The sequence below is a fragment of the Sphingomonas tagetis genome, from assembly GCF_024211275.1.
In the GTDB taxonomy this organism is placed as follows: domain Bacteria; phylum Pseudomonadota; class Alphaproteobacteria; order Sphingomonadales; family Sphingomonadaceae; genus Sphingomonas; species Sphingomonas tagetis.
In genome coordinates this window covers 423,761-448,972 of sequence record NZ_JAMLDX010000001.1, presented here as the reverse complement: position 1 = coordinate 448,972, position 25,212 = coordinate 423,761, and the positions used below count along the sequence as shown (strand labels likewise).

25 protein-coding genes and 1 tRNA gene are annotated in these 25,212 nt (G+C 67.3%); 15 read left to right on the top strand and 11 right to left on the bottom strand.

Annotated features, from left to right (window positions below; genetic code table 11):
* The first annotated feature begins 2 nt into the window (after positions 1 to 2).
* Together M9978_RS02250 and M9978_RS02245 are read left to right on the top strand one after the other, a co-directional pair.
* The gene (locus M9978_RS02250) at positions 3 to 383 is read left to right on the top strand and encodes a hypothetical protein (protein ID WP_254291216.1); all 381 of its coding nucleotides are present in this window, start codon (positions 3 to 5) and stop codon (positions 381 to 383) included.
* 305 nt (positions 384 to 688) lie between these two features.
* On the top strand, positions 689 to 1,474 hold the full coding sequence (locus M9978_RS02245; protein WP_254291215.1) for a DNA adenine methylase: 786 nt from the start codon (positions 689 to 691) through the stop codon (positions 1,472 to 1,474).
* A 176-nt stretch (positions 1,475 to 1,650) separates the two neighbouring features.
* Here the strand turns inward: M9978_RS02245 and M9978_RS02240 are convergent, their stop codons facing one another.
* Positions 1,651 to 2,142: a hypothetical protein gene (locus M9978_RS02240; protein WP_254291214.1), complete on the bottom strand. Its 492-nt coding sequence runs from the start codon at positions 2,140 to 2,142 to the stop codon at positions 1,651 to 1,653.
* Positions 2,143 to 2,169: 27 nt separating this feature from the next.
* Here M9978_RS02240 and M9978_RS02235 point away from each other — a divergent pair, with 27 nt between their 5' ends.
* Entirely contained in the window at positions 2,170 to 3,348 is a 1,179-nt protein-coding gene (locus M9978_RS02235; RefSeq protein ID WP_254291213.1) for a tyrosine-type recombinase/integrase, read from the top strand.
* A gap of 184 nt (positions 3,349 to 3,532) precedes the next feature.
* Here the strand turns inward: M9978_RS02235 and M9978_RS02230 are convergent, their stop codons facing one another.
* The 5 genes from M9978_RS02230 to moaA all read right to left on the bottom strand — a co-directional run bounded on the left by M9978_RS02230 (position 3,533) and on the right by moaA (position 7,608).
* Entirely contained in the window at positions 3,533 to 4,246 is a 714-nt protein-coding gene (locus M9978_RS02230; protein WP_254291212.1) for a hypothetical protein, read from the bottom strand.
* A 16-nt stretch (positions 4,247 to 4,262) separates the two neighbouring features.
* The gene (locus M9978_RS02225) at positions 4,263 to 5,528 is read right to left on the bottom strand and encodes a tyrosine-type recombinase/integrase (RefSeq protein WP_254291211.1); all 1,266 of its coding nucleotides are present in this window, start codon (positions 5,526 to 5,528) and stop codon (positions 4,263 to 4,265) included.
* 158 nt (positions 5,529 to 5,686) lie between these two features.
* A tRNA-Asn gene (locus M9978_RS02220) sits at positions 5,687 to 5,761 on the bottom strand.
* Between the two features lie 66 nt (positions 5,762 to 5,827).
* Positions 5,828 to 6,598 carry an NAD kinase gene (locus M9978_RS02215; RefSeq protein WP_254291210.1) on the bottom strand — a complete coding sequence of 257 codons (771 nt, stop codon included), beginning with the start codon at positions 6,596 to 6,598 and terminating at the stop codon, positions 5,828 to 5,830.
* Positions 6,595 to 7,608: a GTP 3',8-cyclase MoaA gene (gene moaA, locus M9978_RS02210; protein WP_254291209.1), complete on the bottom strand. Its 1,014-nt coding sequence runs from the start codon at positions 7,606 to 7,608 to the stop codon at positions 6,595 to 6,597. Before moaA ends, M9978_RS02215 begins: the two co-directional genes overlap by 4 nt.
* 61 nt (positions 7,609 to 7,669) lie before the next feature.
* Between moaA and M9978_RS02205 the strand changes: the two genes are divergently transcribed.
* The 3 genes from M9978_RS02205 to M9978_RS02195 are packed head-to-tail and all read left to right on the top strand — an operon-like array spanning position 7,670 to position 10,529.
* The gene (locus tag M9978_RS02205; RefSeq protein ID WP_254291208.1) at positions 7,670 to 9,652 is read left to right on the top strand and encodes a putative bifunctional diguanylate cyclase/phosphodiesterase; all 1,983 of its coding nucleotides are present in this window, start codon (positions 7,670 to 7,672) and stop codon (positions 9,650 to 9,652) included.
* Positions 9,649 to 10,104: a YybH family protein gene (locus M9978_RS02200; RefSeq protein WP_254291207.1), complete on the top strand. Its 456-nt coding sequence runs from the start codon at positions 9,649 to 9,651 to the stop codon at positions 10,102 to 10,104. The genes M9978_RS02205 and M9978_RS02200 overlap by 4 nt, the downstream gene beginning before the upstream one ends.
* Complete coding sequence (locus M9978_RS02195; RefSeq protein WP_254291206.1) at positions 10,104 to 10,529, top strand: hypothetical protein; 426 nt, start codon at positions 10,104 to 10,106, stop codon at positions 10,527 to 10,529. Before M9978_RS02200 ends, M9978_RS02195 begins: the two co-directional genes overlap by 1 nt.
* 1 nt (position 10,530) lies before the next feature.
* Here M9978_RS02195 and M9978_RS02190 read toward each other — a convergent pair whose 3' ends face one another.
* Positions 10,531 to 11,238: an SDR family NAD(P)-dependent oxidoreductase gene (locus tag M9978_RS02190; protein WP_254291205.1), complete on the bottom strand. Its 708-nt coding sequence runs from the start codon at positions 11,236 to 11,238 to the stop codon at positions 10,531 to 10,533.
* A 6-nt stretch (positions 11,239 to 11,244) separates the two neighbouring features.
* Positions 11,245 to 12,696, bottom strand: a complete 1,452-nt coding sequence (gene purF / locus M9978_RS02185) for an amidophosphoribosyltransferase (protein ID WP_254291204.1) — start codon at positions 12,694 to 12,696, stop codon at positions 11,245 to 11,247.
* Between the two features lie 135 nt (positions 12,697 to 12,831).
* Here purF and M9978_RS02180 point away from each other — a divergent pair, with 135 nt between their 5' ends.
* From M9978_RS02180 to M9978_RS02140, 9 genes are all read left to right on the top strand, one after another.
* Positions 12,832 to 13,080, top strand: a complete 249-nt coding sequence (locus M9978_RS02180) for a DUF7218 family protein (protein ID WP_254291203.1) — start codon at positions 12,832 to 12,834, stop codon at positions 13,078 to 13,080.
* Between the two features lie 149 nt (positions 13,081 to 13,229).
* Positions 13,230 to 15,431 carry a catalase/peroxidase HPI gene (gene katG / locus M9978_RS02175; RefSeq protein ID WP_254291202.1) on the top strand — a complete coding sequence of 734 codons (2,202 nt, stop codon included), beginning with the start codon at positions 13,230 to 13,232 and terminating at the stop codon, positions 15,429 to 15,431.
* A gap of 118 nt (positions 15,432 to 15,549) precedes the next feature.
* Positions 15,550 to 16,254, top strand: coding sequence for a hypothetical protein (locus tag M9978_RS02170; RefSeq protein ID WP_254291201.1), 705 nt, complete (start codon positions 15,550 to 15,552; stop codon positions 16,252 to 16,254).
* Between the two features lie 32 nt (positions 16,255 to 16,286).
* Positions 16,287 to 16,646, top strand: a complete 360-nt coding sequence (gene hisI / locus M9978_RS02165) for a phosphoribosyl-AMP cyclohydrolase (protein WP_254291200.1) — start codon at positions 16,287 to 16,289, stop codon at positions 16,644 to 16,646.
* A gap of 44 nt (positions 16,647 to 16,690) precedes the next feature.
* Positions 16,691 to 17,179 (top strand): hypothetical protein, encoded by a 489-nt coding sequence (locus tag M9978_RS02160; protein ID WP_254291199.1) that lies wholly within the window; start codon positions 16,691 to 16,693, stop codon positions 17,177 to 17,179.
* A gap of 31 nt (positions 17,180 to 17,210) precedes the next feature.
* Positions 17,211 to 17,642 carry a MerR family transcriptional regulator gene (locus M9978_RS02155; protein WP_436977160.1) on the top strand — a complete coding sequence of 144 codons (432 nt, stop codon included), beginning with the start codon at positions 17,211 to 17,213 and terminating at the stop codon, positions 17,640 to 17,642.
* Positions 17,643 to 17,651: 9 nt separating this feature from the next.
* A complete protein-coding gene (locus M9978_RS02150; RefSeq protein WP_254291198.1) occupies positions 17,652 to 19,454 on the top strand; it encodes an acyl-CoA dehydrogenase C-terminal domain-containing protein in 1,803 nt (600 codons plus the stop codon).
* Positions 19,455 to 19,497: 43 nt separating this feature from the next.
* Positions 19,498 to 19,983 (top strand): PH domain-containing protein, encoded by a 486-nt coding sequence (locus M9978_RS02145; RefSeq protein ID WP_254291197.1) that lies wholly within the window; start codon positions 19,498 to 19,500, stop codon positions 19,981 to 19,983.
* A gap of 20 nt (positions 19,984 to 20,003) precedes the next feature.
* A complete protein-coding gene (locus tag M9978_RS02140; RefSeq protein ID WP_254291196.1) occupies positions 20,004 to 21,431 on the top strand; it encodes a PH domain-containing protein in 1,428 nt (475 codons plus the stop codon).
* A 9-nt stretch (positions 21,432 to 21,440) separates the two neighbouring features.
* Here M9978_RS02140 and M9978_RS02135 read toward each other — a convergent pair whose 3' ends face one another.
* The 3 genes from M9978_RS02135 to M9978_RS02125 form a co-directional block, all read right to left on the bottom strand.
* Positions 21,441 to 22,739 (bottom strand): cell wall hydrolase, encoded by a 1,299-nt coding sequence (locus tag M9978_RS02135; RefSeq protein ID WP_254291195.1) that lies wholly within the window; start codon positions 22,737 to 22,739, stop codon positions 21,441 to 21,443.
* Positions 22,740 to 22,916: 177 nt separating this feature from the next.
* A complete protein-coding gene (gene cysK / locus M9978_RS02130; protein WP_254291194.1) occupies positions 22,917 to 23,837 on the bottom strand; it encodes a cysteine synthase A in 921 nt (306 codons plus the stop codon).
* Complete coding sequence (locus M9978_RS02125; protein ID WP_254291193.1) at positions 23,834 to 25,159, bottom strand: MFS transporter; 1,326 nt, start codon at positions 25,157 to 25,159, stop codon at positions 23,834 to 23,836. Before M9978_RS02125 ends, cysK begins: the two co-directional genes overlap by 4 nt.
* Between the last annotated feature and the right edge of the window lie 53 nt (positions 25,160 to 25,212).

Sequence of the window (25,212 nt, the reverse complement as noted above, 5' to 3'; positions counted from 1 at the left end):
CAATGAACCGACTCGATAGCGAACTGACGGTCGTGTTGGCGCTGAGCATCCTCGAGCAAGCGCGTCATGAGGCGCAGAAGGGGCCGGTGCCGCGCACGAACGCGCTGCGCCTGGCGCTGGCCTATCTGCACGAGCGCGCCGGCGGCGATCGCGCGCCGTTCGACGAGTTTTGGCGGACCTGCGGAGATCCAGTCGCCGACGCCCACAGCGAGACGATGAGCAACATCCGGCGCTCTGCCACGCTGACGCCCGCGATTCACCGCATCTGGCGTGCGTTGGGCATTCCACCGGATCTTGAGCTGGTCGAGCAGCTGGGTAAGGCGCAGGCGCTCGAGCAGCGGACGCTGGCGGGCACTAGCCGGGCCGAGCCGGTCGTGCCATAGCTCGGCCGCTGCCCTGGACTTAGCCGTAGGGGGTGGCCCGCACGTGCGGAACCATAGGTCACCGGCCTTTGTGTCGGGTGGCCTGCGGAATAGAATACCCCAGGGGAATACGCAGGGCGCGGTTCCTATGGTCTGCGCGGCTAACCACCCGGCTCCCGGGCGGCCGCGGACGATAGGGACCGCCCCACCGCCATCATCATCGAGATCTGCGCGCTGCCAGGACGGCGCCGATCGGCGTGCTCGAGGAGCCGCCGCAACCCTCAGGTGCGCGTAGCCGACGTGCCTCGCCTGAAGGATTGAATACCATGTCATCTTCCGCCGCGGTGCAGACGCCCGCGGGTTATATCGGCGGCAAGCGCTTTCTGGCGCGTCGCCTGGTCGAGCTGATCGAGGCGACGCCGCACCGGACCTATGCCGAGCCGTTTGTCGGGATGGGCGGCGTGTTTCTGAAGCGGCGATCGCCGGCCAAGGCCGAAGCCATCAACGATATCAGCCGCGACGTCGTGAACCTGTTTCGCGTCGTGCGTCGGCACCGCGCCGCGATCGAGCATGAGCTGCGCTGGATGTTCACCAGCCGCGAGGAATTCGAACGGCTGCAGCGGGTCGATCCGACGACGCTGACCGACATCGAGCGGGCGGCGCGGTTCCTCTACCTGCAGCGCCTCGCGTTTGGCGGAAAGGTGGTTGGACAGAACTTCGGCGTTGCGCGTGAGCGGCCGGCGAGCTTCAACCCGGCGCAGCTGGTCGACCGGCTTGCGAATTTGCACGATCGCCTCGCGCGCGTGTCGATCGAGCGGCTGCCCTATGCCGATTTCATCCGGCGATACGATTCCGCGGAGACGCTGTTCTATCTCGATCCGCCCTACTGGGGCTGCGAGGGCGATTATGGTGCCGGCGTGTTCGACTCTGACGACTTCGCGCGCCTGGCCGAGCTGCTCGGCCGCGTCAGCGGCCGCTTCATCCTGTCGATCAACGATGCGCCGGAGATCCGCGCGGCATTCGCCCAGTTCGAGATCTCCGCGGCCGAGACGACCTACGCGATCGCAGCTAGCGGCTCGAAGAAGGTGACCGAGCTAATCATCCGAAACTAGCGTCGGACAGCTGGGGGTATCGTTGGGGGTATCGCTCGCGCGGCGAGGCGTCGGAATTGGCAGATTTCTGCCGTTTCGGCGTCACGCCGCGGCGGAGGGATGGTCCGCCGCGATCAGGCGATGACCACATTAAATTATGTGTTCCGAGCCGCTCGATATGCATTGGAATGCATAAATTATGCGTGACCGCTAAGTCTCCAGCCCAAGAGCAGCCCGCCGATCACGAAGCAGAATGCGGAGATCCAGCCCAGTGTCGGCGGCACCCACGATAAGCGTGCCACTTTCAACAGCGCTTGCTCCAATGCCGCATGATCGGCCTCCACCACGACACCTTCGATCGACGCCTTCCGCCAAAGGAAAGCCAGGTGCTCCATCGGACGCACCATCCGGCTGGCCATCCACTGGATCGAGAACGCGTTCAGCATTGCCCATAGGAGGCCGGCCCCAAACAGCCACAGGCTCGGCGCGGCGGCTGTCGATTTCTCGAGCACCTTCAGCGTGGCGGCGATCCCGCCGCCGTTGACGGCAAGCAAGGTCGCGGTGAGCCATCCCGAGGTTTTTGCAAGCTGATCGATAATGTTCGCGGCATTCACTTGGGTTCGGTCGGCATAGTGCGCCGCTAACTGTCGATCGACCTCGATCTCGCCGGCTTCAAGCTCTCGATCCACGATTCCCTCCCGATAATCAGAGGTTCTATGCTGACCAACGCCGCGGTGAAAGCCGCCGCGCCGCGTTCGGCCGCCTATAAAATGGCGGACGGGCGCGGTCTGCACCTGCTTGTTGCGCCCACCGGGCGGAAGAGCTGGCGCATGAAGTGCCGCATCGCCGGCCGCGAACAGCTGCTGACGTTCGGCCGCTATCCCGAGATGTCCCTCGTCTGCGCGCGCGCGCGAGTCGACCAGGTGCGCGAGCAGCTGCGCCGCGGCGAGGATCCGCGCGGTACCGCCGCCCCGGCCGAGCAGCTGCACACGCTCGAGCAGCTCGCGCGCGCCTGGCATGCCGGCCGCCTCGAGCGTTGGTCGGCCGAGCACGCCGGCGACGTGATCGAGAGCCTCGAGAACCACGTCTTTCCGTCGATCGGCGCGAAACACCCCGACGACGTCGACGAAGCGCAGATCCTCGAGCTGCTCGGCCGCCTCGAAGCGACCGGCAAGATCGAGACCGCGCGGCGCGTCCGCCAGCGGCTCGAGGCGATCTTCAAATATGCGCGCCGCCGCCGGCTGGCATCGATCGATCCGACCGACGTCGTCGACGAGCTCGCGGTGCGACCGCCGGCTCAGCCGATGCCGGCGCTGGTCACCGCGGCCGAGTGCCGCGAGCTGCTGGCGGGGATCGATGCGACGGCGTCGCCGATCGTTGCGCGCGCTGCGCGCTTCGTTGCGCTGACCGCGGTGCGCGTTGGCTCGCTGCGCGCCATGCGGTGGCGAGAGGTCGAGGGCCTGGACGGCAACGCGCCAATCTGGCGGATCCCGCCGGCGCACCTGAAGCTGGCGAAGGCGAAGAAGGCAGAGGCACGATTCGAGCACATCGTGCCGCTGGCGCCGGCCGCGGCCGAGCTGCTGCGCGCCGCGGCGGCCGAGAATGGGTATGATACCCGTTCGGCGCCGGCGGATGCGCTGGTCTTCCCGATCGGCGAGGCGGCGATCGGCGACGCGATCGCGCGGGCCGGCTTCAAGGGCCGCCATGTTCCGCACGGCTGGCGGGCGAGCTTTTCGACGATCCTGAACGAGGCGCTGCCCAATGAGCGCGACGCGATCGACGCGGCGCTGGCGCACGCCAACAAGAACAAGGTCGAGGGCGCGTATAACCGCGCCGAGCAACTGGCGCGCCGGCGCCGCCTGTTCGAGATCTGGGCAGATTTGATCCTGTCTTGATCCTGCCCGCTGCCGCGGGCGCTGACTTCGTTATTTGGTCTGAACCTTGCCGTGTTCCCCCTGGGGAGCACCCGGGACGGCGCAAGCCGGCCCGTCCCGAAGGTGCCGTGGGGCACTTCGGGTTCGTCGAATTCGACGCGTGGGGGAGGGGACCAGCTAAAATAGCGCCTCGCGAAGCGAGTCCTTATCCCTTTGATCCCTTCAGGGGCGGATTGAGACCGCTCGGCGGATTTTCACCCTCCTCCTCATCGCGGACCCCTTGGGCGAGATCCTCCAGGAGGGCGCGCAGGCCCTCGTCGGCAATTTCGCTGATGCTTTCAGCTGCAGGGCGGGCGGCCTTGGCGGCGCGCTCGCGCTCGATACCGACGCGCAGCATCGCCTCGGTGGGCCGCCGCAGTAGCCGCCGGATCATGTCGGCCGCAGCGCCCGTCGCCTTCAGGATGAAGGCGTTGGTGGTCTGCTTGACGTACTGGCCGCCTGGTTCCGGATCCTCGACCGGTTCCGATCGGCGCATCCAGTCGAGGAAGCCGGCCGCCTTTAGACGTGCGAGCGCCTTGCCGACGGAACTGCGCGCGATGCGCGCCTGCTGTGCGATCCAAGCGTATGACGGGTCGAGGCGGCCATCCAGCTTGCCGCGCAAGCGCAGCAGCAGCCGCAGCACCTTCATCCCAATATCGCCCAGGGCGCCGTTGCGCTTGCCCGGCTTCTTCGTCGCGCGCTCGTGGTCCTCGGCCGCGCTCAGCCAAGCGTTATTCTCGGCGCGGCTGAAGCGATTGTGCCGCTTCCAAAGCTCGATCTCGGCGCCGCCGGCGTGCGGGCTACCGCGTCGAACGTTCTGGAAGGTGCGCCGCGAGGCATAGCCCAGTGGCGCGCTGCTAAAGCCTGCCCGGGCGCTCATGCCCGGCCTCCCAAGATCAGCGTCGCAACAGCAGCTCGGCCGGCGGCGGCATTCCCTCGACAAGCAGGTCGGCCCAGCGCTGCGCGATCTCGCGACGCCGGGGCAGATAGGCGGCGCGGTTGTATGCCGCCTCGACGCCCTCCTGGACGTGCGCCAGCATCATGTCGATGATCGCGCGATCGGTCTCGCGCTCGTCGGCGGCCGCCAGCTCGTTCATGATCGTCGAGAAGCTGGCGCGCCAACCGTGCGGCACGTGCAGGCCGGTGAAGCCGGCGTCCCGATACAGCTTGCTCAGCGTCGAATCGCTGATCGGCCGGTGCAGGTGCCGGATGCTCGGGAACAGCAGCGTCTTCGACGCCGAGGTCGCGATCGCGAGCTTCACCAGCTCCACGGCCTGGTAGGACAGCGGCATTACGAATTCGAACGTCGCGTCGTTCTTGCGCTCGCGCGTCAGCTTCATTTTCTCGGCCGGCACACGCCAGATCGGCGCCTTGCCGTCGAGATCCTCGAACTCGCTCTTCTCCGCGAGGCGCACGATCCCCGGCCGGGCAGCCGTCAGCGCCAGCAGGCGCGAGGCGAAGCGCGTGCCCCAATAGGTTCGCGGCCGCGCCTCCGTCACTTCGAGCACCTCGCGCGCGTCCTTCAGCTTGGTCCGCGCTGGCCAAAGGCGGTCCTGCGTGGGCTGTAACGCCTTGCGGATCACGTGAGCCGGATCGTCCTTCGCCAGGCCGCACGCGATCGCGTGCACGAAGACGTCCGAAATATGCGTCCGCACCTTGTGTGCCATCTCGAGCGATCCGCGCGCCTCGATCGCGCGAATCACCTCGAGCACGTCGCCGGCACTGATCTCGCCGATCGGCCGCTTGCCGATCGGCGGGAAGACATCCGCCTCGAACCGATCTAGGATCTGTTTCGCGTAGCGCGTCGCCAGCGTCGTCGACCTGAGTTTGTGCCAGTCGCGCGCGATCAGCTCGAAGGTGTTCGACGCCGACTTCGCCGCGGCCTTCGCGCGACGCTGCCGCTCCACCGCCGGATCCAGCCCCTCGCGAAGCATGCGCCGCGCCTCGTCGCGCTGCGCGCGTGCCCCCTCCAAGGGGACATCGGGATAGGGGCCGAAGATCAGCCGCTTCTCGATCAGCTTGTCGCCCAGCGGCATCCGGTACTTGAACCGCCAGGAGCGAAAGCCCGTCGTGGTGACGTAGAGATAGAGCCCGCGCTCGTCCGCCAGCTTGTATGCCTTGTCGCGCTTCTTCGCGTTCCGGCATTGCATGTCGGTCAGCAAGCGGTGCCCCCAATCTCGGCGGCCGGTGCCCCAGAAGTGCCCCCACAGCGGGGGCGCTTTGGTGATCCGGGATGATCCGCGCTGATCCGGGTTTGTCGCCGGCACCCGAGGAATTCAAGGGCTTTTGAGCCGCCTTGATCCTCGATGATCCGCCTCGCTGGCTCCCTGAGTTGGATTCGAACCAACGACCAAGTGATTAACAGTCACCTACTCTACCGCTGAGCTATCAGGGAACGGCAGCGAGGGCGCGCCTATACGAAGCGGTTCGGCGCATTGCAAGCGCTCAACGGCAAGATTTTTCAGCCGACGAACTGCTCCATGGTGATGCGGTCGTCGAGCGCATGTTCGGGGTCGAACAGCAGCGTGAGGTCGCGGCGCTGGTCGATCTGGACATCGACGCGCGCGACGTCGCGTACTTCGCGCTGGTCGGCGACGGCGCTGACCGGGCGCTTGGCGGGATCGAGCACCTTGAGCGAGATGCGCGCCTTTTCCGGCAGGATCGCCCCGCGCCAGCGCCGCGGGCGGAACGGGCTGATCGGGGTCAGCGCCAGCATCTGCGACCCGAGCGGAAGGATCGGGCCGTGCGCGGAAAGATTATACGCGGTCGAGCCTGCCGGCGTCGCGACGAGGATGCCGTCGCACACCAGCTCGGGCAGCACGATGCGGTCGTTGACGGTCACCTCGAGCTTGGCGGTCTGACGCGTTTCGCGCAGCAGCGAGACCTCGTTGATCGCCGGGAGAACATGGGTTTCGCCCTCGACCGTGGTGGCGGTCATGACCAGCGGCGTGACCTTGAACGGCTTGGCGCGGGCGAGCCGTTCGTCGAGGCCATCCGGGCGCCACTCGTTCATCAGGAAGCCGATCGTGCCCAGATTCATCCCGAACACCGGCAATATCCGGTGCCGCTCGAGCATCGTGTGCAACGTCTGCAGCATGAAGCCGTCGCCACCCAGCGCGACCAGCAGCTCGGCATCGTCGAGGCTCGCCCAGTCATGCGCGGCCAGCAACTCATGCGCAGCGGTTTCGGCCGGGTTGGTCGGCGATGCGGCGAGCGCCCGGCGCAAACTCATCCGCCGGTCACGCTCATGTGCCGGCCAACCGCAGGCGCGGCGCCGCGCTCGACGTTGAAGTCATGCCGCGCGGGCTTCGCCGCCAGCGCCTCGTCGATCGCGGCATCGACCGCGTCGAGCCCGCCGGCGCGGATCGCGGCCTTGAGATCGACCTGATCCTCATGGCCGAGGCAGGTGAACAGCTTGCCCTCGGTGGTCAGTCGCACGCGGTTGCAGGTGTCGCAGAAATTGCCGGTGAGCGGCGAGATCAGCCCAAGCCGGCCGCCGGTTTCGGCAACGCGCCAGTAGCGCGCCGGGCCGCCACTCTGGTGCGCGTCCCGGCTGAGCGTGAAGCGGGACGAAAGATCGTCGAACACCTGCGTCAGCGGCACGAAACGGTCTGCACGGTCCTCATCGATCGAGCCGAGCGGCATGGTCTCGATCAGCGTCAGGTCCATGCCGTTCGCACCGGCCCATTCGAGCATCGGCGCGATTTCGGCGTCGTTGAGGCCCTTGAGCGCGACCATGTTGATCTTGACGGTCAGGCCCGCGGCCTGGGCGGCGTCGATCCCTTCGAGCACCTGCGCGACATCGCCGTGTCGCGTGATGTGACGAAACAATTCGGGGTCGCGGCTATCGAGGCTGACGTTGATCCGGCGCACGCCGGCGTCCGCCAGCGCGCCGGCATATTCGGTCAGCCGCGTGCCATTGGTCGTGAGGGTGAGTTCGTTGAGACCCCCATTTTTTCCCTGGGCGCCCACATGCCGTCCGAGCCGCCGGACGAGATCCATGGCGTCGCGCCGTACCAGCGGTTCGCCGCCGGTCAGCCGAATCTTGGTGACACCGCGCGCGATGAAACGCTCGGCGATCAGCGCGATCTCCTCGAGCGCGAGCAACTCGCTGCGCGGGAGGAAGCTCATCTTCTCGGCCATGCAATAGCGGCAGCGCAGATCGCACCGGTCGGTCACCGAAACCCGCAGGTAACGGATCGTGCGGCCATGGCGGTCGATCAGGGCGGGTGCGTCATGCATTGCCAGACCGAGCTAAGCCGTTCATGGCTTCGCAGCAAGCGTTGCGTTAGTGAAGGGGGCAATGACCGATCGCGCGCCAACCGCCGCTGCCCCGAACCCCGGACGCGACCGGCCCATCTTCATGCTTTCCTTTCGCCAGCGCGACGAGCTGGCGGCGCTGGCCGCGGGCGCGGGCTGGCAGGTCGTCGCGGCGCGGCGGATTGACGGTGTCGAGCGGCGGCTGATCGCCAGCGGCGCGGCGGTCGCGGTGGTCGATGCCCGCGGCGCGGTTGAGGACGGGCTGGCCGCGGTGCGTGCGCTGGCGGGCGCGGTCGGCGCCAACGGCTGCGCGCTGCTGGTGCTGGTGTCCCGCAACGATGCGGCTCGGCTCGGCGAATTCTATGACGCGGGCGCAACCCAATTTCTCGCCAGCCCGATGCGCGAAGCCGAATTCGTCCAGGCGCTGCGCTTCGCGGCACGGCATGCCGAACGAGTCGGCGGTGAGGGCGCCGTCGTGCCGGAAATGGTCGAGGCGCTTGGCTGGCGCTACGACCCCGCGCTCGATTCGGTGCAGGTGACGCCGGCGCTGGCGAGCTTGCTCGGCCTGAGCGAGGCGCCGTCGCTGCGCGCCATGCTGCGCCGGGTCGAGGCCGATGACCGGCAGGCGCTGCGTGCGGCATTGGGACGGTTGCGCGAGGGAGTGCAGGCGACCGCCTTTGCCCACGAACTGGCCGGCGCGGGCCGCGTGGTCGAGCATCTGCAAGTCGATGCGCGGACCGGCCGCGTCCATGCGCTGATCGAGCGGCTTGGGCTGGTCGATGCCGGGGCGGCCGTACGCGAGGCGCTGGCGGGCGTGCGCGACGCCGCCGGCGCGCGGCGCTGGCTGCAGCGGCGGCTGTCGGACGGGCGGCCCGCGGCGGTGGTGCTGGCGGTGCTCAACCGCTTCGATCTGGTCAACACGGCCTATGGCCGCGCGGCGGGCGACATGGTGCTGCGGACAGCGTCGGCGCGCGTGGCCGAGACAGCGCGCGAAACACTCGGCAAGCGTGCGATCACCGCGCGGATGGGCGGTGCGGAATTCCTGATCGCAAGCGAGGATGCCGACCCCGATGCGCTCGACGCCGCGGAGTCGCGGATCGCCGAAGTGCTTGCCCGTCCGTTCGTGATCGGCGACGAGATCGCGCCGATGGGTGCGCGCGTCGCGGCTGTACGGGCGGCACCGGGCGAGGACGTGGCGGCATTGCTCAAGCGCGTGAGCGAAGCGCTGGCGGGCGAAACGAGCGAGGGCACGGGTCCATCACTCGATGGGCTGGCGGTCGATCTGCGGCGCGCGATGGACGCGGGCGAGATCGAGCTGCGCTTCCAGCCGCAAGTGGCGGTGGCGACCGGAGCGATCGTCGGCGTCGAGGCGCTGGCGCGCTGGCGGCATCGCGGATTGGGGGAGATCGGCGCCGAGACACTGTTCGCGGCGGCAGAGCGCGCGGGACTGGCGCTGGCGCTGTCGGAGCATGTCCAGCGGCTCGCACTGGCGCAGGCCGCACGCTGGCCGGCGGCGATGAGTGCGTTACGGCTCGCAGTGAACGTGACGTCGGCCGATGTCGCGCGCAGCAATTTCGCCGATCTCTTCCTCGACTGGGTCGATGGCAGCGGCTTTCCCCGTTCGCGGCTGACGGTCGAGATTACCGAGGGCGGACTGATCGCCGATATCGGCGACGCATCGCGGCTGCTGGCGGAGTTGCGCACCGCGGGCTGCCGGGTGGCGATCGACGATTTCGGGACGGGCTATTCGAGCCTCGCCTATCTCAAGGCGCTGCCGCTCGATTACCTCAAGATCGACCGCAAGCTGACTCAGGACATCGCCGGATCGGTGCGTGACCGGGTTGTGGTGCGCGGCGTGATCGACATGGCGCGCTCGCTGGGGCTGGCGGTGGTGGCCGAGGGCGTGGAAACAGCCGAACAGCTCGAACTGCTCGCCAAGGAAGGGTGCCAATTCTATCAGGGCTTCCTGTGTGCCGAGCCGCTGACCGTGAACGAGTTAGCGGCGCTGGTGGGAGAGAGCCGATGATGCGCTGGCTGGTGCCGTTGCTGATGCTGCTGACCGCGCTGCCGGTCGCAGCGAAAGAGCGGCCGGATTCGCGTATCCAGATCGAAGCGGCGATGGAGGACAGCGCGGAAGGGTGGAACCGCGGCGATCTCGACGCCTTCCTGGCGATCTATTCGAACGATCCGGGGATCACCTTCACCGGATCGAAGGGCGTCGAGCGCGGGCTGGGGCCGATCCGGGCGCGCTATGTGAAGAACTATCCCGACCAGTTCGGACCGGGTGAGCGGCCGAAGCGGACGGCGCTGAGTTTCAGGTTCGAGGAGTTCCAGCTGATCGGTCGGACGCACGCGCATCTGGTGGCGCGCTGGACGCTGACGCCGGCGGCGGGCGGGGCGGCGATGACGGGCATGACCTCGCTGCTGTTCCGGCGCGAGGCGAAGGGTTGGAAGATCGTCGCGGATCACAGCAGCTGATGGACGATCCGCACGATGTCAGCGGCGTCTGGTATGGCCGCTATTTCGCCGGATCGGCGGAGGTCGAGGAGAACAGCTTCATCGCCCATCTCGAGGAGCTGGTGGGCGAAGTCAGCGGGACGATCACCGAACCGGACACCACCGGGCAAGACGAGGTCCGCCGCGCCTTTGTCGACGGCAGCCGCATGGCCTCGCAGCTCAAATTCACCAAGCAATATGACCCGGCCGGCGCGCTGGCGCATTCGGTCGCCTATGCCGGGACGATCAGCGGCGACGGGACCGAAGTGACCGGCGAATGGCGCTTTTCAGGCTATCACGGCAGCTTCGTGATGAACCGCGAGAAGTTCACGGCCGACGAACTCGACGAGCAAGCAGCAGTGGACGAGGACATCGTGATCGTCATGGACGAGCCGCTGGAGCGGTAACTCAGCTGACTTTCTCGAACGCACCGGTTTCGAAGTCCCGCGCGAGCAGCGCCGTGATCGCTTCGGCCACGACTTCCGGCGGCTTGACGCTCTCGGGCGCTTCGCCGGGATAGGCACGGGCGCGCATCTTGGTGCGAGTGGCGCCGGGATCGACGATGGCGACGCGGACCTTGGTGAGGTTGCGCACTTCCTCGCCATAGCTCAGCAGCAGATTCTCGAACGCCGCCTTGGTCGCGCCGTACAGACCCCAGAAGGCGCGCGGCTGGCGCGCGACGGTGGAGCTGAGGCCGATCACGCGACCCGCCTCGGACTTGCGCAGCAGCGGGTCGAACGCGCCGAGCAACGCCGCCTGAGCGCTGACGTTGAGTGCGAGCACCTTGGCGACTTCCTTGGGATCATAGGCGCCGATCGCGGCGAGCGTACCGAGTGCGGCGGCGTTGAGCACGAGCAGGTCGAGCTTCCCCCAGCGCTCCGCGACCGCTGCGGCGAGGCGCGGGATCGAATCGGTTTCGGTCAGGTCCATCGGCGCGATGGTGGCGCTGCCGCCCGCCGCGAAGATCGCTTCCTCGACTTCCTCCAGCCCGCCAGCGGTGCGCGCGGTAAGCACGACGTGATAGCCCTGCGCCGCCAGCGCCTTCGCCGTGGCCGCGCCGATGCCGCGGCTCGCGCCGGTGACGAGCGCGACGCGCGCCTGGTTTTCAGTGGTCATGCTCGTTCAGGCCGGTTCGTCGAGGAGCGCGAGTTGAGTCAGCGCCTGCTCGTTATGGTCGGTCAGCGGCGTCGGATAGTCGCCGGTGAAGCAGGCATCGCAATATTTGGGCAGCACGCTGCGGCGCTCGCTCTCGCCCAGCGCGCGGTAGAGACCGTCGATGCTGATGAAGGCGAGGCTGTCGGCCTTGATGAAATCGGCCATGCCCTGAACGTTGAGCTTCGCGGCGAGCAGTTTCGAGCGTTCGGGCGTGTCGACGCCGTAGAAGCAGCTGTGCGTCGTCGGCGGGCTGGCGATGCGCATATGCACCTCGGCGGCGCCGGCCTCGCGCATCATCTCGACGATCTTGAGGCTGGTGGTGCCGCGCACGATCGAATCGTCGACCAGGATGATTCGCTTGCCGTGGATGAGGTCGCGATTGGCGTTGTGCTTGAGCTTGACGCCCAGGCGGCGGACCTCCGCGCTCGGTTGAATGAAGGTACGTCCGACATAGTGCGAGCGGATGATGCCCAGCTCGAACGGGATGCCCGATTCCTGCGCATAGCCGATCGCGGCGGGGACGCCCGAATCGGGGACCGGGACGACGATGTCGGCTTCGACGCCCGATTCGAGCGCGAGCTGAGCGCCGATCGCCTTGCGCACCGAATAGACGGATCGGTCCTCGGCGATCGAATCGGGGCGCGAGAAATAGACCCATTCGAAGATGCACGGCCGCGGCGCGATCGCGCTGAACGGGCGCAGCGAGCGGAGCTCGCCATCCTTGACGATGACCATTTCGCCGGGGTCGATCGCGCGCACGAAATCGGCGCCGACCACGTCGAGCGCGACCGTTTCCGAGGCGAAGATGAAGCTGTCACCGAGCTTGCCCATCACCAGCGGGCGAACGCCGAGCGGGTCGCGGCAGGCGATCATGCCCTCGGGCGTCATGCAGATCAGCGAATAGGCGCCCTCGATCTGCTTCAACGCATCGATGAAGCGGTCGAGCAGGTCGCGATAGCCGCTGGTCGCGACGAGATGGATGATCGTCTCGGTGTCCGAGGTCGACTGGAAGATCGACCCGCGCTGGACGAGTTCGCGGCGCAGGTGGATCGCGTTCGAAATGTTGCCATTGTGAGCCACGGCGAAGCCGCCACTGGCCAGCTCGGCATAGAGCGGCTGGACGTTGCGCAGCGCAGTCTCGCCGGTGGTCGAATAGCGGACATGGCCGCAGGCGACGGTGCCGGGCAGGGCGCGGATGACCTCGTCGCGGTCGAAATTGCCCGCGACATGGCCCATCGCACGATGCGTGTGGAAATGAGTGCCGTCCCAGCTGGTAATGCCGGCAGCCTCCTGCCCGCGGTGCTGGAGCGCATGAAGGCCGAGCGCGACGAGCGCGGCGGCTCCGTCGGCACCGGCAACGCCGAAGACGCCGCACTCTTCGCGCAGCTTGTCGTCATCATATGGATTAGTGGTCAGCATCGGCCCTTCGCGGGGAATCGGTGTCGATCCGCGGGCATATAGGCAGCCATTCCGGCTTTGTCGCCTGTTTGTCACATGCAGTCGGGTGAACCTGAGCTTTTCCGCTGCGTTGGTAGCGCGACGAAGGAGGCGACCATGGCGAAGGACCACGGACCGACGATCAAGGACGACAAATTATACGAGGATCTGCGCAAGGACGGCGCATCGAAGGAGAAGGCGGCGCGCATCGCCAATGCCAAGGCGGCTGGCACGCTCAATCACGAAAGCACGCATCTCGAAAACCGTTCGAAGGACGAATTGTACGATGAGGCAAAGGCGATCGGCATCGAGGGGCGCTCGACGATGGACAAGGACGAGCTGATCGATTCGATCCGCGATCATTAGGGCTCTAATTCCGAGCCTGTTCGATACGATCGATCTAGTGCGGCTGCCTTGATCGATTCTCTCACTTTCGTTGACCTGTTTATCTAATTTCCGGGGGGCGGGCCGTGCGGCTAGCCTCGCTCCAACATAATCATAGGAGGGACCTGCTCATGGACGCCAAGACTGGATCGATCGACGGCGGCGGCTGCCCGTTTAACGGCGATGGCGGTGTCCGCGCGCTGCTGGGACGCACCAACCGCGACTGGTGGCCCGAAATGCTGGCCACCGAAATCCTCAACCCCAACGGCGCGTCCAACCCGATGGGCGACGATTTCGACTATGCCGCGGCGTTCAAGGCGCTCGATTACAACGCGCTCAAGGCCGATCTCACCGCGCTGATGACCGATAGCCAGCCCTGGTGGCCGGCGGATTACGGGCATTACGGGCCATTCTTCATCCGCATGGCGTGGCACGCGGCGGGCACCTATCGCACCGCCGATGGCCGCGGCGGCGCCAATAGCGGGCAGCAGCGCTTCGCGCCGCTCGACAGCTGGCCCGACAACGGCAATCTCGACAAGGCGCGGCGGCTGCTGTGGCCGATCAAGCAGAAATACGGCCAGAGCATCAGCTGGGCCGATCTGTTCATCCTGGCCGGCAACGTCGCGATCGAGAGCATGGGCGGGCCGGTGTTCGGCTTTGGCGGCGGACGTGCCGACGTGTTCGAGCCGGAGCGCGACATCTATTGGGGCTCGGAGGACAAATGGGTCAATCAGGGCGTGCAGACTCGCATCGCCCCCGAGCACGGCATGCACGAGCTCGAAGGCCCGCTCGCCGCGATCCAGATGGGGCTGATCTACGTCAACCCGGAGGGGCCGGGCGGCAACCCCGATCCGCTGCAATCGGCGCGCGACATCAAGGCGACGTTCGAGCGCATGGCGATGAATCATGAGGAGACCGTGGCGTTGACCGCGGGCGGGCACACCTTCGGTAAGGCGCATGGCAATGGCGACGCCTCGCTGCTCGGCGCGGCGCCTTCGGGTGGCGACCTTGCCGCGCAGGGTTTCGGCTGGGTCAGCACGCACGAGAGCGGTGGTATCGGCGAGCATAGCGTGACCAGCGGGATCGAGGGTTCGTGGGTGAACACGCCCACCAGCTGGAGCGAGAATTATTTCCGCCTGCTGCTCGATTACGAGTACGAGATCGTCCACTCGCCCGCCGGCGCGCAGCAATGGCAGCCGGTCAACCAGAAGGAAGAGGACAAGGCGCCGGCCGCCTGGGACCCGAACATCAAGGTCCCGACCATGATGACCACCGCCGACATGGCGCTGAAGGTCGATCCGGAATTCCGCGTGATCTCGGAGAAATTCCGCAACGACCATGAAGCGTTCAAGGACGCCTTCGCCCGCGCCTGGTTCAAGCTGTGCCATCGCGACATGGGGCCGAAGGTCCGTTACCTCGGCCCGGAAGTGCCGGCGGAAGACCTGATCTGGCAGGATCCGATTCCGGCGGGGACGACGCCGTCGGACGCCGATGTCGCGGCGGTGAAGGCCAAGATCGCTGCCAGCGGTCTTACCGTCAGCCAGCTGATCAAGACGGCATGGGCCTCGGCCAGCACCTATCGCAAGTCGGACCATCGCGGCGGCGCCAACGGCGCGCGCGTCCGGCTCGCGCCGCAAAAGGACTGGGAGGTCAACGAGCCCGACATGCTGGCCAAGGTGCTTGGCACGCTCGACGGGCTGCGCGGCAATTTGTCGCTGGCCGACGCGATCGTGCTCGGCGGCGTGGTCGGGCTGGAGAAGGCGATCAAGGATGCCGGCTCCAGCGTGGCGGTGCCGTTCACCGGCGGGCGTGGCGACGCGACCGAGGAACAGACCGATGGCGACAGCTTCGCGGTGATGGAGCCGGATGCGGACGCATTCCGCAACTATCTCGGCAAGAAGAAGCTGGCGGTGAAGACCGAGGAGATGATGCTCGACCGTGCGTCGCTGCTCGGCCTGTCGGTGCCGGAGATGGTCGTGCTGATTGGCGGCTTGCGCGTGCTCGGCGCCAATCATGGCGAGCGCGGCCATGGGCATTTCACCAGGCGGTCCGGGCAACTGACCAACGACTTCTTCGTCAACCTGTACGACATGACCAATGTGTGGAAGGCGGTCGAGGGATCGAACGATCAGGAATATGTCGCGACCGACCGCAAGGGCGGCGGCGAGACCTGGCGGGCGACGCGCGCCGACCTGATCTTCGGGTCCAACGCCGAACTTCGTGCGGTGGGCGAAGTCTATGCCGAGAACGGCCACGAGGAAAAGTTCGTGAAGGACTTCGTCAAGGCGTGGACCAAGGTGATGAACGCGGATCGCTTCGATCTGCGCGCCTGAGGCCGATCGGGTGTCGCGCCGGTGCGGCGCGGCACCCATTTCATGACCCAATTGGTCTGAAAGCAATGCGTTGACCCGGTGTTCCGCGCGGCGCTAGCGTCGGCGCATCGGAGGAAGCATGCTGGCGTTTCTGACCCTGATGGCGATGCTGGCGAGTGCGCCCGTGCAGGACCGTGATTTCGACCCCGAACGGTGCAGGGTGCCCGCCGACCGCGGCGTGGTGGTGCTCGCAGCGCGCTCGGCCCCGAAGGTCAAGGCAGGCGAGACGGTCGCCATGAAGCCGATCTACACCACCAATCCCGGCGCGCTCGACGAATTGCCGGTGAAGTGTTTCTCGGGCTGGACCGTATCGGACCCCAAGCTCGCCAGGCTGTCGTCCGACCGCAAGACGATCGCGGTCGCCGCAGCCGCCAGGGCTGGCAGCAAGTTCACGGTTTCCGCGATGTTTCGCGGCAAGCGGATCAGTGAGACTTATGAGGTGATCGTGCCAGTCGCCTCGCCATTGGTCGGATTCTGGACGCAGGAAGGCGTTGACGCCTGTGCCGAGCCGACGCGGCTGTTCGACCTGGTGTTCGAGCGCAGCGGCGATTTCGCCGTCGCGCTGGGGCCGCGGTTTCACGGCAGCAAGGATTATCACGGTAAATGGCGGGTCGAGGGGGACCGGCTGATCCTGACCGAAGTGACCGGGAGCAAGCCGGCGGATTTCGCGGCCGAGGCGAAGTTCACGATCGACGCGAATGGCGGGCTGAGCTTCGACCAGCCGTGGTTCGGCACACAGGGCGAGCGCGGCAAGTGCGCCGCGCCGTTCCGCAAGATGCGCTAGGCGGCGCGGCGCAGCGGCGTTAACAGCGTTGCATGACCGATGCCCGTGACAGCACACTGACCCTCGACCCCAAGTTCGACGCCAATGGTCTGATCACCGCGGTCGCGACCGACGCCGCGACCGGTGAATTGCTGATGCTGGCGCATATGAATGCCGATGCGCTGGCCAAGACGCTGGACAGCGGCGAGGCGTGGTTCTGGTCGCGCAGCAAGGGACGGCTGTGGAAGAAGGGCGAGAGCAGCGGCAACGTGCTGCGCGTGGTCGAAGCGCGGATCGATTGCGATCAGGACGCGCTGTGGCTGAAGGTCGAGGCGGCGGGGCCGGCGTGCCACACCGGCGAGCGGTCGTGCTTCTTCCGGCGGATCGATGACGGGAAGCTGGTGCGCGGGTGAGACGGGAAGGCTTCACTCTATCCTCCCCCTGGCGGGGGAGGATATTGACCACGTTCCTGCTCCTCGCCGCTTGCTCGGGCGGCCCTTCCGGCAACCAGCCGGCCAGTCCGCCCGATCTCGAATCCGCGGCGGTCGAGCGCGGGCTGGTGCGCGATCCCGGCGATACCGACGTTACCGGCCTTTATGCGCGCGACACCGACCGGGTGTGCGTGGTGAAACAGGGCGGAAGCTACCGAATCGGCGCGTTCGTCGATTATGGCGACGGGCTGAGCTGCACCGGCATCGGCACTGCCCGGCGATCGGGCGGGACGCTGTCGGTTGAGTTGAAGGGCAAGAGCGGCGCCGCGTGCGCATTCGATGCCCGGTTCGACGGCGAACGCATCATCTTTCCCGCGAACATGCCCGATGCCTGCGTCAAATTATGCGGGCCGCGCGCTTCGTTCGCCGCGCTGGACGTGGAGCGGCTGAGCGAATCCGCAGCGGAAGCGGGGGCGCTGCGGACCGCCGAGGGAACCCGCCTCTGTAGCGATTGACGTTAACGTAAGGTGGGCGTAAAACACCGGCATGGCAACGACCATGAAGCCGGTGGCCAGCTTTGCGCCGACCGAAGCCCGGCCCGACAAGGAGAGCTTTTCGATCTCGGACCTGTGCGCCGAGTTCGAGGTGACGGCGCGGGCCCTGCGTTTCTACGAAGATGAAGGCCTGATCTCGCCCGAGCGGCGCGGGCTGGCGCGCATCTATTCGCACCGCGACCGCGCGCGGCTGGCGTGGATATTGCGCGGCAAGCGCGTCGGGTTCAGCCTCGCCGAAATCCGCGAGATGATCGACCTGTACGATGTCGGCGACGACCGGCGCACGCAGCATCAGGTGACGCTCGACAAGTGCCGCGCGCGGATCGAGTTGCTCGAGCGGCAGAAGGTCGATCTCGACGCCGCGATCTCGGAACTGGAAGACTTTGTGGCCGTGCTGGAAGGCCGCGCCGAACCCGCCAAATAGGAGCCGAAGATGCCGCAATATACGCCGCCGGTGCGCGACACGCGTTTCGTGCTCGACCGGGTGCTCAAGATCGACCGCTACGCCAATCTGCCGGGCTTTGCCGCCGCGTCGCCCGATGTGGTGAACGCGGTGCTGGAGGAAGGCGGGCGCTTCGTCGCCGAGGTGCTGTTCCCGATCAACCATTCGGGCGACCAGCAGGGCTGCACGCGCAACGCCGACGGCAGCGTGACGACGCCGGACGGATTCAAGGAAGCCTATGCGCAGTTCGTCGAGAGCGGCTGGGGCACGTTGAGCGCGCCGGAGGAATTTGGCGGGCAGGGCATGCCGCACGTCATCTCGACCGCGTTTCAGGAATATATGATCAGCTCGAACATGGCCTTCGCGATGTATCCGGGGCTGACGCACGGCGCGATTTCCTCGCTGCTGGTCAAGGGTTCGCCCGAGCAGCAGGCCAAGTATCTGCCGAAGATGATCTCGGGCGAGTGGAGCGGGACGATGAACCTGACCGAGCCGCAATGCGGCACGGATCTGGGCCTCATCAAGACCCGTGCCGAGCCGCAGGCCGATGGCAGCTGGTCGATCACCGGGACCAAGATCTTCATCTCGGCGGGCGAGCACGACCTGACCAGCAACATCATCCATCTGGTGCTGGCCAAGACGCCGGGCGCGCCGGAAAGCAGCAAGGGCATTTCGCTGTTCGTGGTGCCCAAGTTCATGGTCGGCGACGACGGGTCGCTGGGCGAGCGCAATGCCGTGTCGTGCGGCTCGATCGAGCACAAGATGGGCATCCATGGCAATTCGACCTGCGTGATGAACTATGACGGGGCGACCGGCTGGCTGGTCGGCGAGGAGATGAAGGGCCTCGCCGCGATGTTCATCATGATGAACGCGGCTCGGCTGGGCGTCGGCCTGCAAGGGCTCGGCGTGGGCGAAGTCGCGTTCCAGAACGCCGTGCAATATGCCGAGGACCGGCGGCAGGGGCGCGCGCTGACCGGCGCTGCCGAGCCAGCGGAAAAGGCCGACACGCTGTTCGTCCATCCCGATGTGCGCCGCATGCTGATGGAAGCGAAGGCGATGACCGAAGGGCTGCGCGCGCTGTGCCTGTGGGGTGGCCTCCAGGTCGACCTCGCCCATGCCGCGGCGAGCGAGGAGGAGCGGCAGCTGGCAGACGATCTGGTCGGGCTGCTGACCCCGGTGATCAAGGGTGTCGGCACCGATGCCGGTTACAAGATCGCGACCGACAGCCAGCAGGTCTATGGCGGGCATGGCTACATCGCCGAATGGGGGATGGAGCAATATGTCCGCGATGCGCGGATCGCGATGATCTACGAAGGCACCAACGGCGTGCAGGCGATGGACCTGGTCGGCCGCAAGCTCGCGCAGAATGGCGGGCGGGCGGTGCAGGCGCTGTTCCGCATCGTCGGCGAGGAGGTCGCGGTGGCGAAGGGCCAGCCCGAGCTGGCGAGCTTTGCCGAGGCGCTGGAGAAGGCCAACGGGCAGCTTCAGGCGGCGACGATGTGGTTCATGGCGAATGGGATGAAGGATCCCAATCAGGTCGCGGCGGGCGCGTACAGCTATATGCAGCTGATGGGGATCGTTGCGATCGGGCTGATGTGGCTGCGCATGGCGGATGCTGCGGTGACGGCGCTGGCCGAGGGTGGCGACGACAAGGCGTTCCTCGAGGCCAAGCTGGTCACCGCGCGCTTCTATGCCGAACGGATCATGCCCGATGCCGGGGCGTTGCGCCGCAAGATCGAGGGCGGCGCCGAGTCGATCATGGCGCTGCCGCCGGAGATGTTTCGGGCAGCGTAACGGTTTCGCTTGAGCGGCGCGGGCGGCACGGCATAACCGGGACATGCTGTTGCCAGATGTGCCCCTCCAGCCGCTCGAACGCGGTCACCTCAATGCGATGCGCCTGAGCGGTGCGGTGTTCTTCGCCGCCGCCGCGATCGGGTCGGCGATCCCGAGCTATGCGCTGAGCCGCGAATGGACGTGGTTGCCCGTGTGGGCCGCGCCGCTTGTGCTGGTGCTGATCGGCCTGTGGTCGGTGCTGATCGCCGCGCCGCGCCGCTGGGCGCGGTGGGGCTGGGCGTGGACGGGGCGCGAGCTGCATGTCGCGCAGGGCTGGCTGACGCAAAGCCATACGATCGTGCCGGCGCTGCGCGTTCAGCATATCGATGTGACGCAGGGGCCGGTGGAGCGGATGTTCGGCGTGGCGACCCTGGTGCTGCATACCGCCGGGACCACCCACAGCACGGTGCATCTGCCCGGCATCTCGCGCGCCACCGCCGAGGAGATCCGCGACGCGATCCGAGCGAAGCTGAGCGCCGAACCGTGGTAGCCGACGGCACGCCGAGGCGCATGCATCCCGGCACGGTCGCGATCACCTTCTTGCGCAAGGCGCCGCAGAATGTGCTGGCGATCCCGATCTTTGCAGGGTGGATGTCGGGGCGTGGCTTTGGCTGGGCGTTGCTGATCGCGGCGATCGCCGGAGGCTTTGCGCTGTTCTTCATGTGGCTGAAATGGCGGCGCTTTACTTACACGGTCGGAGCCGAGGAACTGGTGATCGAGCGCGGGCTGCTCAATCTCAGCCGCCGGTCGATCCCGCTCGAACGCATCCAGGACGTGTCGATCGAGCGCAAGTTGCTGCACCGGCTGTTCGGGCTGGCGGAAGTGCGGGTCGAGACGGGCGGCGGCGATGCCGACGAGGCGGTGCTCGACAGCGTGTCGCTGGCCGAGGCGCAGCGGTTGCGGGCGGCGTTGCGCGGGCAACGGGTCGCGGCGTCGGTGGAAACGGGCGAAGTGGCGGCGCCGGCCGAGCCGCACGCGCTGCCGGTGGTGTTCGCGATGTCGCCGGGCCGGGTGCTGCTGCTGGGGCTGTTCAGCTTTTCGCTGGTGTGGCTGGCGGCGCTGTTCGGTGCGATCCAGTTCCTCGACCAGTTCATCGATTTCGGCTGGGATCAGATCAAGGACTATGCCGGCGCGGCGCGGGCCGAGGCGCAGGCGCGGTTCAGCGTCAACGCGGTGCTGATCGTAGCGGCCCTCGCACTGGCGCTGGGCGTGGTGAGCGGGGTGATCAGCACATTGCTGCGCGACTGGGGCTTCACGCTGCGCGCCGGCGAGGGGCGGTTCCGGCGCACGCGCGGATTGCTGACGCGGAGCGAGGTGGTGGTGGCGATGCGGCGCATCCAGCTTGCGCTGGTGCAGCGCGGACCGTTGCGCGGTTGGCTGGGGTGGCAGGCGTTGAGCGTGCAGACGCTGGGCGGGAGCAACGATCCGTCCGGCCGTCAGCTGCTGGCGCCGCTCGCCACGGAAGCAGAGGTCAGCGAACTCATGCGGATCGCGGGGCTGCCGCCGTTCGAGCGGCTGCCGCTAAGGCCGGTGGGGGCGGGGCATGTGGTGCGGTCGCTGATCCGCACCGTCACCGCGCCGCTCGCCGCGATCTTGCTCGCTACTGTGCTGCTGACGCCGCTGGCGCTGATCGGACTGTTGGTCCTGCCGCCGATGGCCGCCGCGGCGCTGCTGCAGCGGCGCTACCACCGCTTCGCGCTGTCCGGCTGCGGATTGCAGGTGATGCGCGGCGTCGTCGCGCAGCGCGACTGGACCGTGCCGGCGAACAATGTGCAGGTGGTCACGCTGCACGCGACCTGGCTCCAGCGGCTGCTGGGCGTCGCCAGCGTGCTGGTCGATACGGCGGGCGCCAAGGGCCGCGGCGCGCCGGATGTGGTGGATGTGAACCTGCCCGATGCGCGGGCGCTGGCGGCGGGGCTGATCGCGCGGGTCGACTAGGGTCTGAACTCAATTAGAACGAGGTCGTGACGGAGCCGAATTTGGCGCCGGGCTTGGTTGCGGGACGGGAACGCTGACCATCGGCGGCGCGACTTCACCCTTGCGGCGCACGCCGGCCAGCCCGTCGGGCGCCGCAGCGCGCTTCGCCGCTGATGGTTCGGCGGGTGCGGGCGGCGCAACCGCGGCCGGCGCACGGCGCATGCACTGCACCGGGCTCGGCCGCTTATATTCAGTGCAGTTCCACAACGCCTTGCCATAGCCCTGCGCCTGATCCCGCAGATAGCTGAACGACATGCTCTCGAGCTGGGCGGGGGTCAGCGCGGCGCCGGCGGGCGGCACCTTGCGCGGATCGCTCCAGCCGAGGAACTTGCAATAGGGCCGCTCGCCGCAAGTGCGAATCGCGAGTGCGGCGAAGCCTTCTTCCCCGAGCTTGCGGTCGAGCGCGACATGGAAGGTGTTGGCGTCGCCGCTGGTCGCAGGCTTGGGAATGGCGGCGTCGGGGATCGAGGCGGGATCGACCACGCCGTCGATCATCGCCAGCGCCGGATCGGCCGCGCCAGCGACGGCGTGCGCCGGGGACAGCCATGCCATCTTGGCGATCACCGGTTCGGCGCCGGCATAGCCGCGGCGGAAGGCGGGCGGCGTGCCCCACCAACCGGTCCAGCGGAAGAACAAGTGAGTATGAATCTCGGCAACCTTGTCGAGGCTGGCGCTCCAATAGGGCACGACCCAGTCGGTATGGTAATGGGTGGAGTGGCCCACCTTGCGTTCGACCCCGCCGTTGAGCGCGATCCGCGCGATCTCGCGCGCGCGTACCCAGGCTGCGGCGGACGGGGCTCGCGTCATCGCGCCGTCGCAGGTGAAGGTGAACTGGCAGCCGGTGCGCCGCTCCTGTCCCTGGAACACCACGCCGCAGACCGTCTTGGGAAAGGCCGGGTGGCGCATCCGGTTGAGGATGACCTGCGCGACTGCGCGCTGGCCGACCGCATCGTCACCTGCCTCATACCAGGTCGCCGCGGCGAGGCAGTCGACCGCGCGCGCCTGATCGTCGGGCGAGCCGGTGATCACGAACGGGCGCGCCGCCGGGTTGGGCGCGGTGGAGAAGGGGATAGCGGCGTTGAATTCGCGCGCCTTGTCCATCGGAAGCGCGGCGAGTTCGACCGGTTCGACCTGCGGCAGCTCGGCCTTGGGCACGACACGCTTGGGGCGGCTGATCTTCGCCAGTTCGGCATCGGCGACGACGACGCGCGGCATCGTGAGCACGATCAGCAGCGGCGCCAGAATGACCGCCAGTGCCGTCAGCGCCATCGCGATCCAGAGGCCGGGCGCGATTGTGCGTTCGGCGGCGTGTGGAGCAATGGCGGAAGTCACGAGTGAACGGATGTCCTGTTACGAAGGGTCGACGCCCTTAACGCAGTCGTGACGCAGTTGGAACCATCCGGCGACGGCGAACCGCCGCCGGGATGGGACGAATCGCAGCAACGCTCAGCTTTCTGGCAGGAAGTCCGGCACGCTGAGATAGCGCTCACCCGTATCATAGTTGAACCCGAGCACGCGCGATCCGGCAGGCAGGTCGCCGAGTTTCTTGGCGATCGCCGCCAGCGTCGCGCCCGAGCTGATGCCGACGAGGATGCCTTCCTCGCGCGCGGCGCGGCGGGCATATTCCTTCGCGTCATTGGCATCGACCTGGATCGCACCGTCGATCGAATCGGTGTGCAGGTTGCGCGGCACGAAGCCGGCGCCGATCCCCTGGATCGGGTGCGGGCCGGGCTGGCCGCCCGAGATCACCGGCGAAAGCTCGGGTTCCACCGCATAGACCTTGAGGCCCGGCCAGCTCTTCTTGAGCGTTTCGGCAACGCCGGTGATGTGGCCGCCGGTACCGACGCCGGTGATGATCGCGTCGAGCGGTGAATCGGCGAAGTCGGCGAGAATTTCCTGAGCCGTCGTCTTCACATGCACGTCGATGTTCGCAGGGTTTTCGAACTGCTGCGGCATCCATGCGCCCGGAGTCGAATCGACGATCTCCAGCGCGCGTTCGATCGCGCCCTTCATGCCCTTTTCGCGCGGCGTGAGGTCGAAGCTCGCGCCATAGGCGAGCATCAGCCGGCGGCGCTCGAGGCTCATGCTCTCGGGCATGACGAGGACGAGCTTGTAGCCCTTGACCGCCGCGACCATCGCCAGGCCGACGCCGGTGTTGCCGCTGGTCGGTTCGACGATCGTGCCGCCCGGCTTGAGGCTGCCGTCAGCTTCCGCCGCCTCGACCATGGCGAGCGCGATGCGGTCCTTGATCGAACCGCCGGGGTTCGAGCGCTCGGACTTGATCCACACTTCGGCGCCGGGAAACAGGCGCTGGACGCGAATGTGCGGCGTATTGCCGATCGTCTCGAGGATGGTGTTTGCTTTCACGTCTTCGTCTCCTCAGGAATAGGCTCCGCAAGGTCCACGGGCGGATCAAATGTTCGCGCCCGCTGCAGTTCGGGGAAGATACGCGCCCAGAGCGCGGTTACCAAGATGGCGAGTATGCCGCCGCCCGCGGTTGCGATCACCGGGCCGATCGCGGCGGCGAGGAAGCCGGCGCGGGCTTCGCCGAGCTCGTTCGAGCTGGAGACGAACAGCGTCGAGACTGCGCCCACCCGGCCGCGCATCGAGTCGGGCGTATAGAGCTGGATCAGCGACGAGCGGATATAGACCGACACCATGTCGAACGCGCCGAGCGCCGCCAAGGCGACCAGCGAGACGATTACGGCGGGCGCAACGTCGCTGCCGATCATCGATGGACCCCACCAGTAGGTCATCAGCGGCCCGGCCCAGCCGAATATGGCGGTCGCGATGCCGAAGCCGATCACCGACCACAGCATCTTCACGCCGACATTGGTCTTGAGCGGACGCCAGGAGAGGATCAGCGCCACCGCGACCGCGCCGACCGCGGGTGCGGCGCGCAGATGACCGAGCCCGTCGGCGCCGATCTGGAGGATGTCGCGGGCGTAGATCGGCAGCATCGCCGTGGCGCCACTCAGCAGCACCGCGAACATGTCGAGCGAGATCGCGCCATAGACCAGCCGGTTGCGTTTCACATAGCGCAGGCCGTCGGCCATCTGGGCGAACGGATGCGCGCCGGTCTTGATGTTCGCGCGCGGCACCGGGGTCACCATCATCATCATCGCCAGAGCGAGCAGGAAAAGGCCGGTGGAGACGATATAGGGCAATGCATGATCGGCAGCGTAGAGATAGCCGCCCATTGCCGGGCCGCCGATCGATCCGATCTGCCATGCCAGCCCGCTCAGCGCGATCGCGGTCGGCAGCGAGGCGGCGGGGACAAGGTTTGGTGAAAGCGCCGAGAGCGCCGGACCGACAAAGGCGCGGGCGACGCCGAGCAGTGCGGCGATGCCGAACAAGGCGGGCAGGGTGATCGCGTCGTTTGCCGTCAGCCAGGCGAGCGCCGCGGCGCAGCCGAGCTCGAGCACGATCGAAGCGCGGACGATCCAACGCCGGTCGATGCGGTCGGCGACCCAGCCGGCGACGAGCGACAGCACCAGCAGCGGCAGGAACTGGGCGACGCCGATCAGGCCGAGCTGGAGCGCCGCCTGTTGCACGCCCATCGTCTGGCGCGCGATGTCATAGACCTGCCAGCCGATGACCACGACCATCGCCATGTTCGCCAGCGTCGAAGCGAAGCGGGCGATCCAATAGGCGCGATAATTGTGAATGGCGAAGGGGTGGGCGGCCATGATGTCCTTGCAAAGCCGCCGACCCGTTCGCGTGGCGCTTCAGCGGGTCTGTA

What these genes read in the sequence shown, in the direction of transcription:
- M9978_RS02245 (WP_254291215.1), top strand. Translation starts at nt 689, where the DNA reads ATGTCATCTTCCGCCGCGGTGCAGACGCCCGCGGGTTATATCGGCGGC.
- M9978_RS02135 (WP_254291195.1), bottom strand. Translation starts at nt 22,739, where the DNA reads ATGGCGCTGACGGCACTGGCGGTCATTCTGGCGCCGCTGCTGATCGTG.
- M9978_RS02195 (WP_254291206.1), top strand. Translation starts at nt 10,104, where the DNA reads ATGGACGATCCGCACGATGTCAGCGGCGTCTGGTATGGCCGCTATTTC.
- M9978_RS02200 (WP_254291207.1), top strand. Translation starts at nt 9,649, where the DNA reads ATGATGCGCTGGCTGGTGCCGTTGCTGATGCTGCTGACCGCGCTGCCG.
- M9978_RS02145 (WP_254291197.1), top strand. Translation starts at nt 19,498, where the DNA reads ATGCTGTTGCCAGATGTGCCCCTCCAGCCGCTCGAACGCGGTCACCTC.
- M9978_RS02180 (WP_254291203.1), top strand. Translation starts at nt 12,832, where the DNA reads ATGGCGAAGGACCACGGACCGACGATCAAGGACGACAAATTATACGAG.
- M9978_RS02205 (WP_254291208.1), top strand. Translation starts at nt 7,670, where the DNA reads ATGACCGATCGCGCGCCAACCGCCGCTGCCCCGAACCCCGGACGCGAC.
- M9978_RS02155 (WP_436977160.1), top strand. Translation starts at nt 17,211, where the DNA reads ATGGCAACGACCATGAAGCCGGTGGCCAGCTTTGCGCCGACCGAAGCC.
- hisI (WP_254291200.1), top strand. Translation starts at nt 16,287, where the DNA reads ATGACCGATGCCCGTGACAGCACACTGACCCTCGACCCCAAGTTCGAC.
- M9978_RS02125 (WP_254291193.1), bottom strand. Translation starts at nt 25,159, where the DNA reads ATGGCCGCCCACCCCTTCGCCATTCACAATTATCGCGCCTATTGGATC.
- M9978_RS02140 (WP_254291196.1), top strand. Translation starts at nt 20,004, where the DNA reads ATGCATCCCGGCACGGTCGCGATCACCTTCTTGCGCAAGGCGCCGCAG.
- katG (WP_254291202.1), top strand. Translation starts at nt 13,230, where the DNA reads ATGGACGCCAAGACTGGATCGATCGACGGCGGCGGCTGCCCGTTTAAC.
- purF (WP_254291204.1), bottom strand. Translation starts at nt 12,696, where the DNA reads ATGCTGACCACTAATCCATATGATGACGACAAGCTGCGCGAAGAGTGC.
- M9978_RS02235 (WP_254291213.1), top strand. Translation starts at nt 2,170, where the DNA reads ATGCTGACCAACGCCGCGGTGAAAGCCGCCGCGCCGCGTTCGGCCGCC.
- moaA (WP_254291209.1), bottom strand. Translation starts at nt 7,608, where the DNA reads ATGCATGACGCACCCGCCCTGATCGACCGCCATGGCCGCACGATCCGT.
- M9978_RS02170 (WP_254291201.1), top strand. Translation starts at nt 15,550, where the DNA reads ATGCTGGCGTTTCTGACCCTGATGGCGATGCTGGCGAGTGCGCCCGTG.
- M9978_RS02215 (WP_254291210.1), bottom strand. Translation starts at nt 6,598, where the DNA reads ATGAGTTTGCGCCGGGCGCTCGCCGCATCGCCGACCAACCCGGCCGAA.
- M9978_RS02150 (WP_254291198.1), top strand. Translation starts at nt 17,652, where the DNA reads ATGCCGCAATATACGCCGCCGGTGCGCGACACGCGTTTCGTGCTCGAC.
- M9978_RS02230 (WP_254291212.1), bottom strand. Translation starts at nt 4,246, where the DNA reads ATGAGCGCCCGGGCAGGCTTTAGCAGCGCGCCACTGGGCTATGCCTCG.
- M9978_RS02190 (WP_254291205.1), bottom strand. Translation starts at nt 11,238, where the DNA reads ATGACCACTGAAAACCAGGCGCGCGTCGCGCTCGTCACCGGCGCGAGC.
- M9978_RS02250 (WP_254291216.1), top strand. Translation starts at nt 3, where the DNA reads ATGAACCGACTCGATAGCGAACTGACGGTCGTGTTGGCGCTGAGCATC.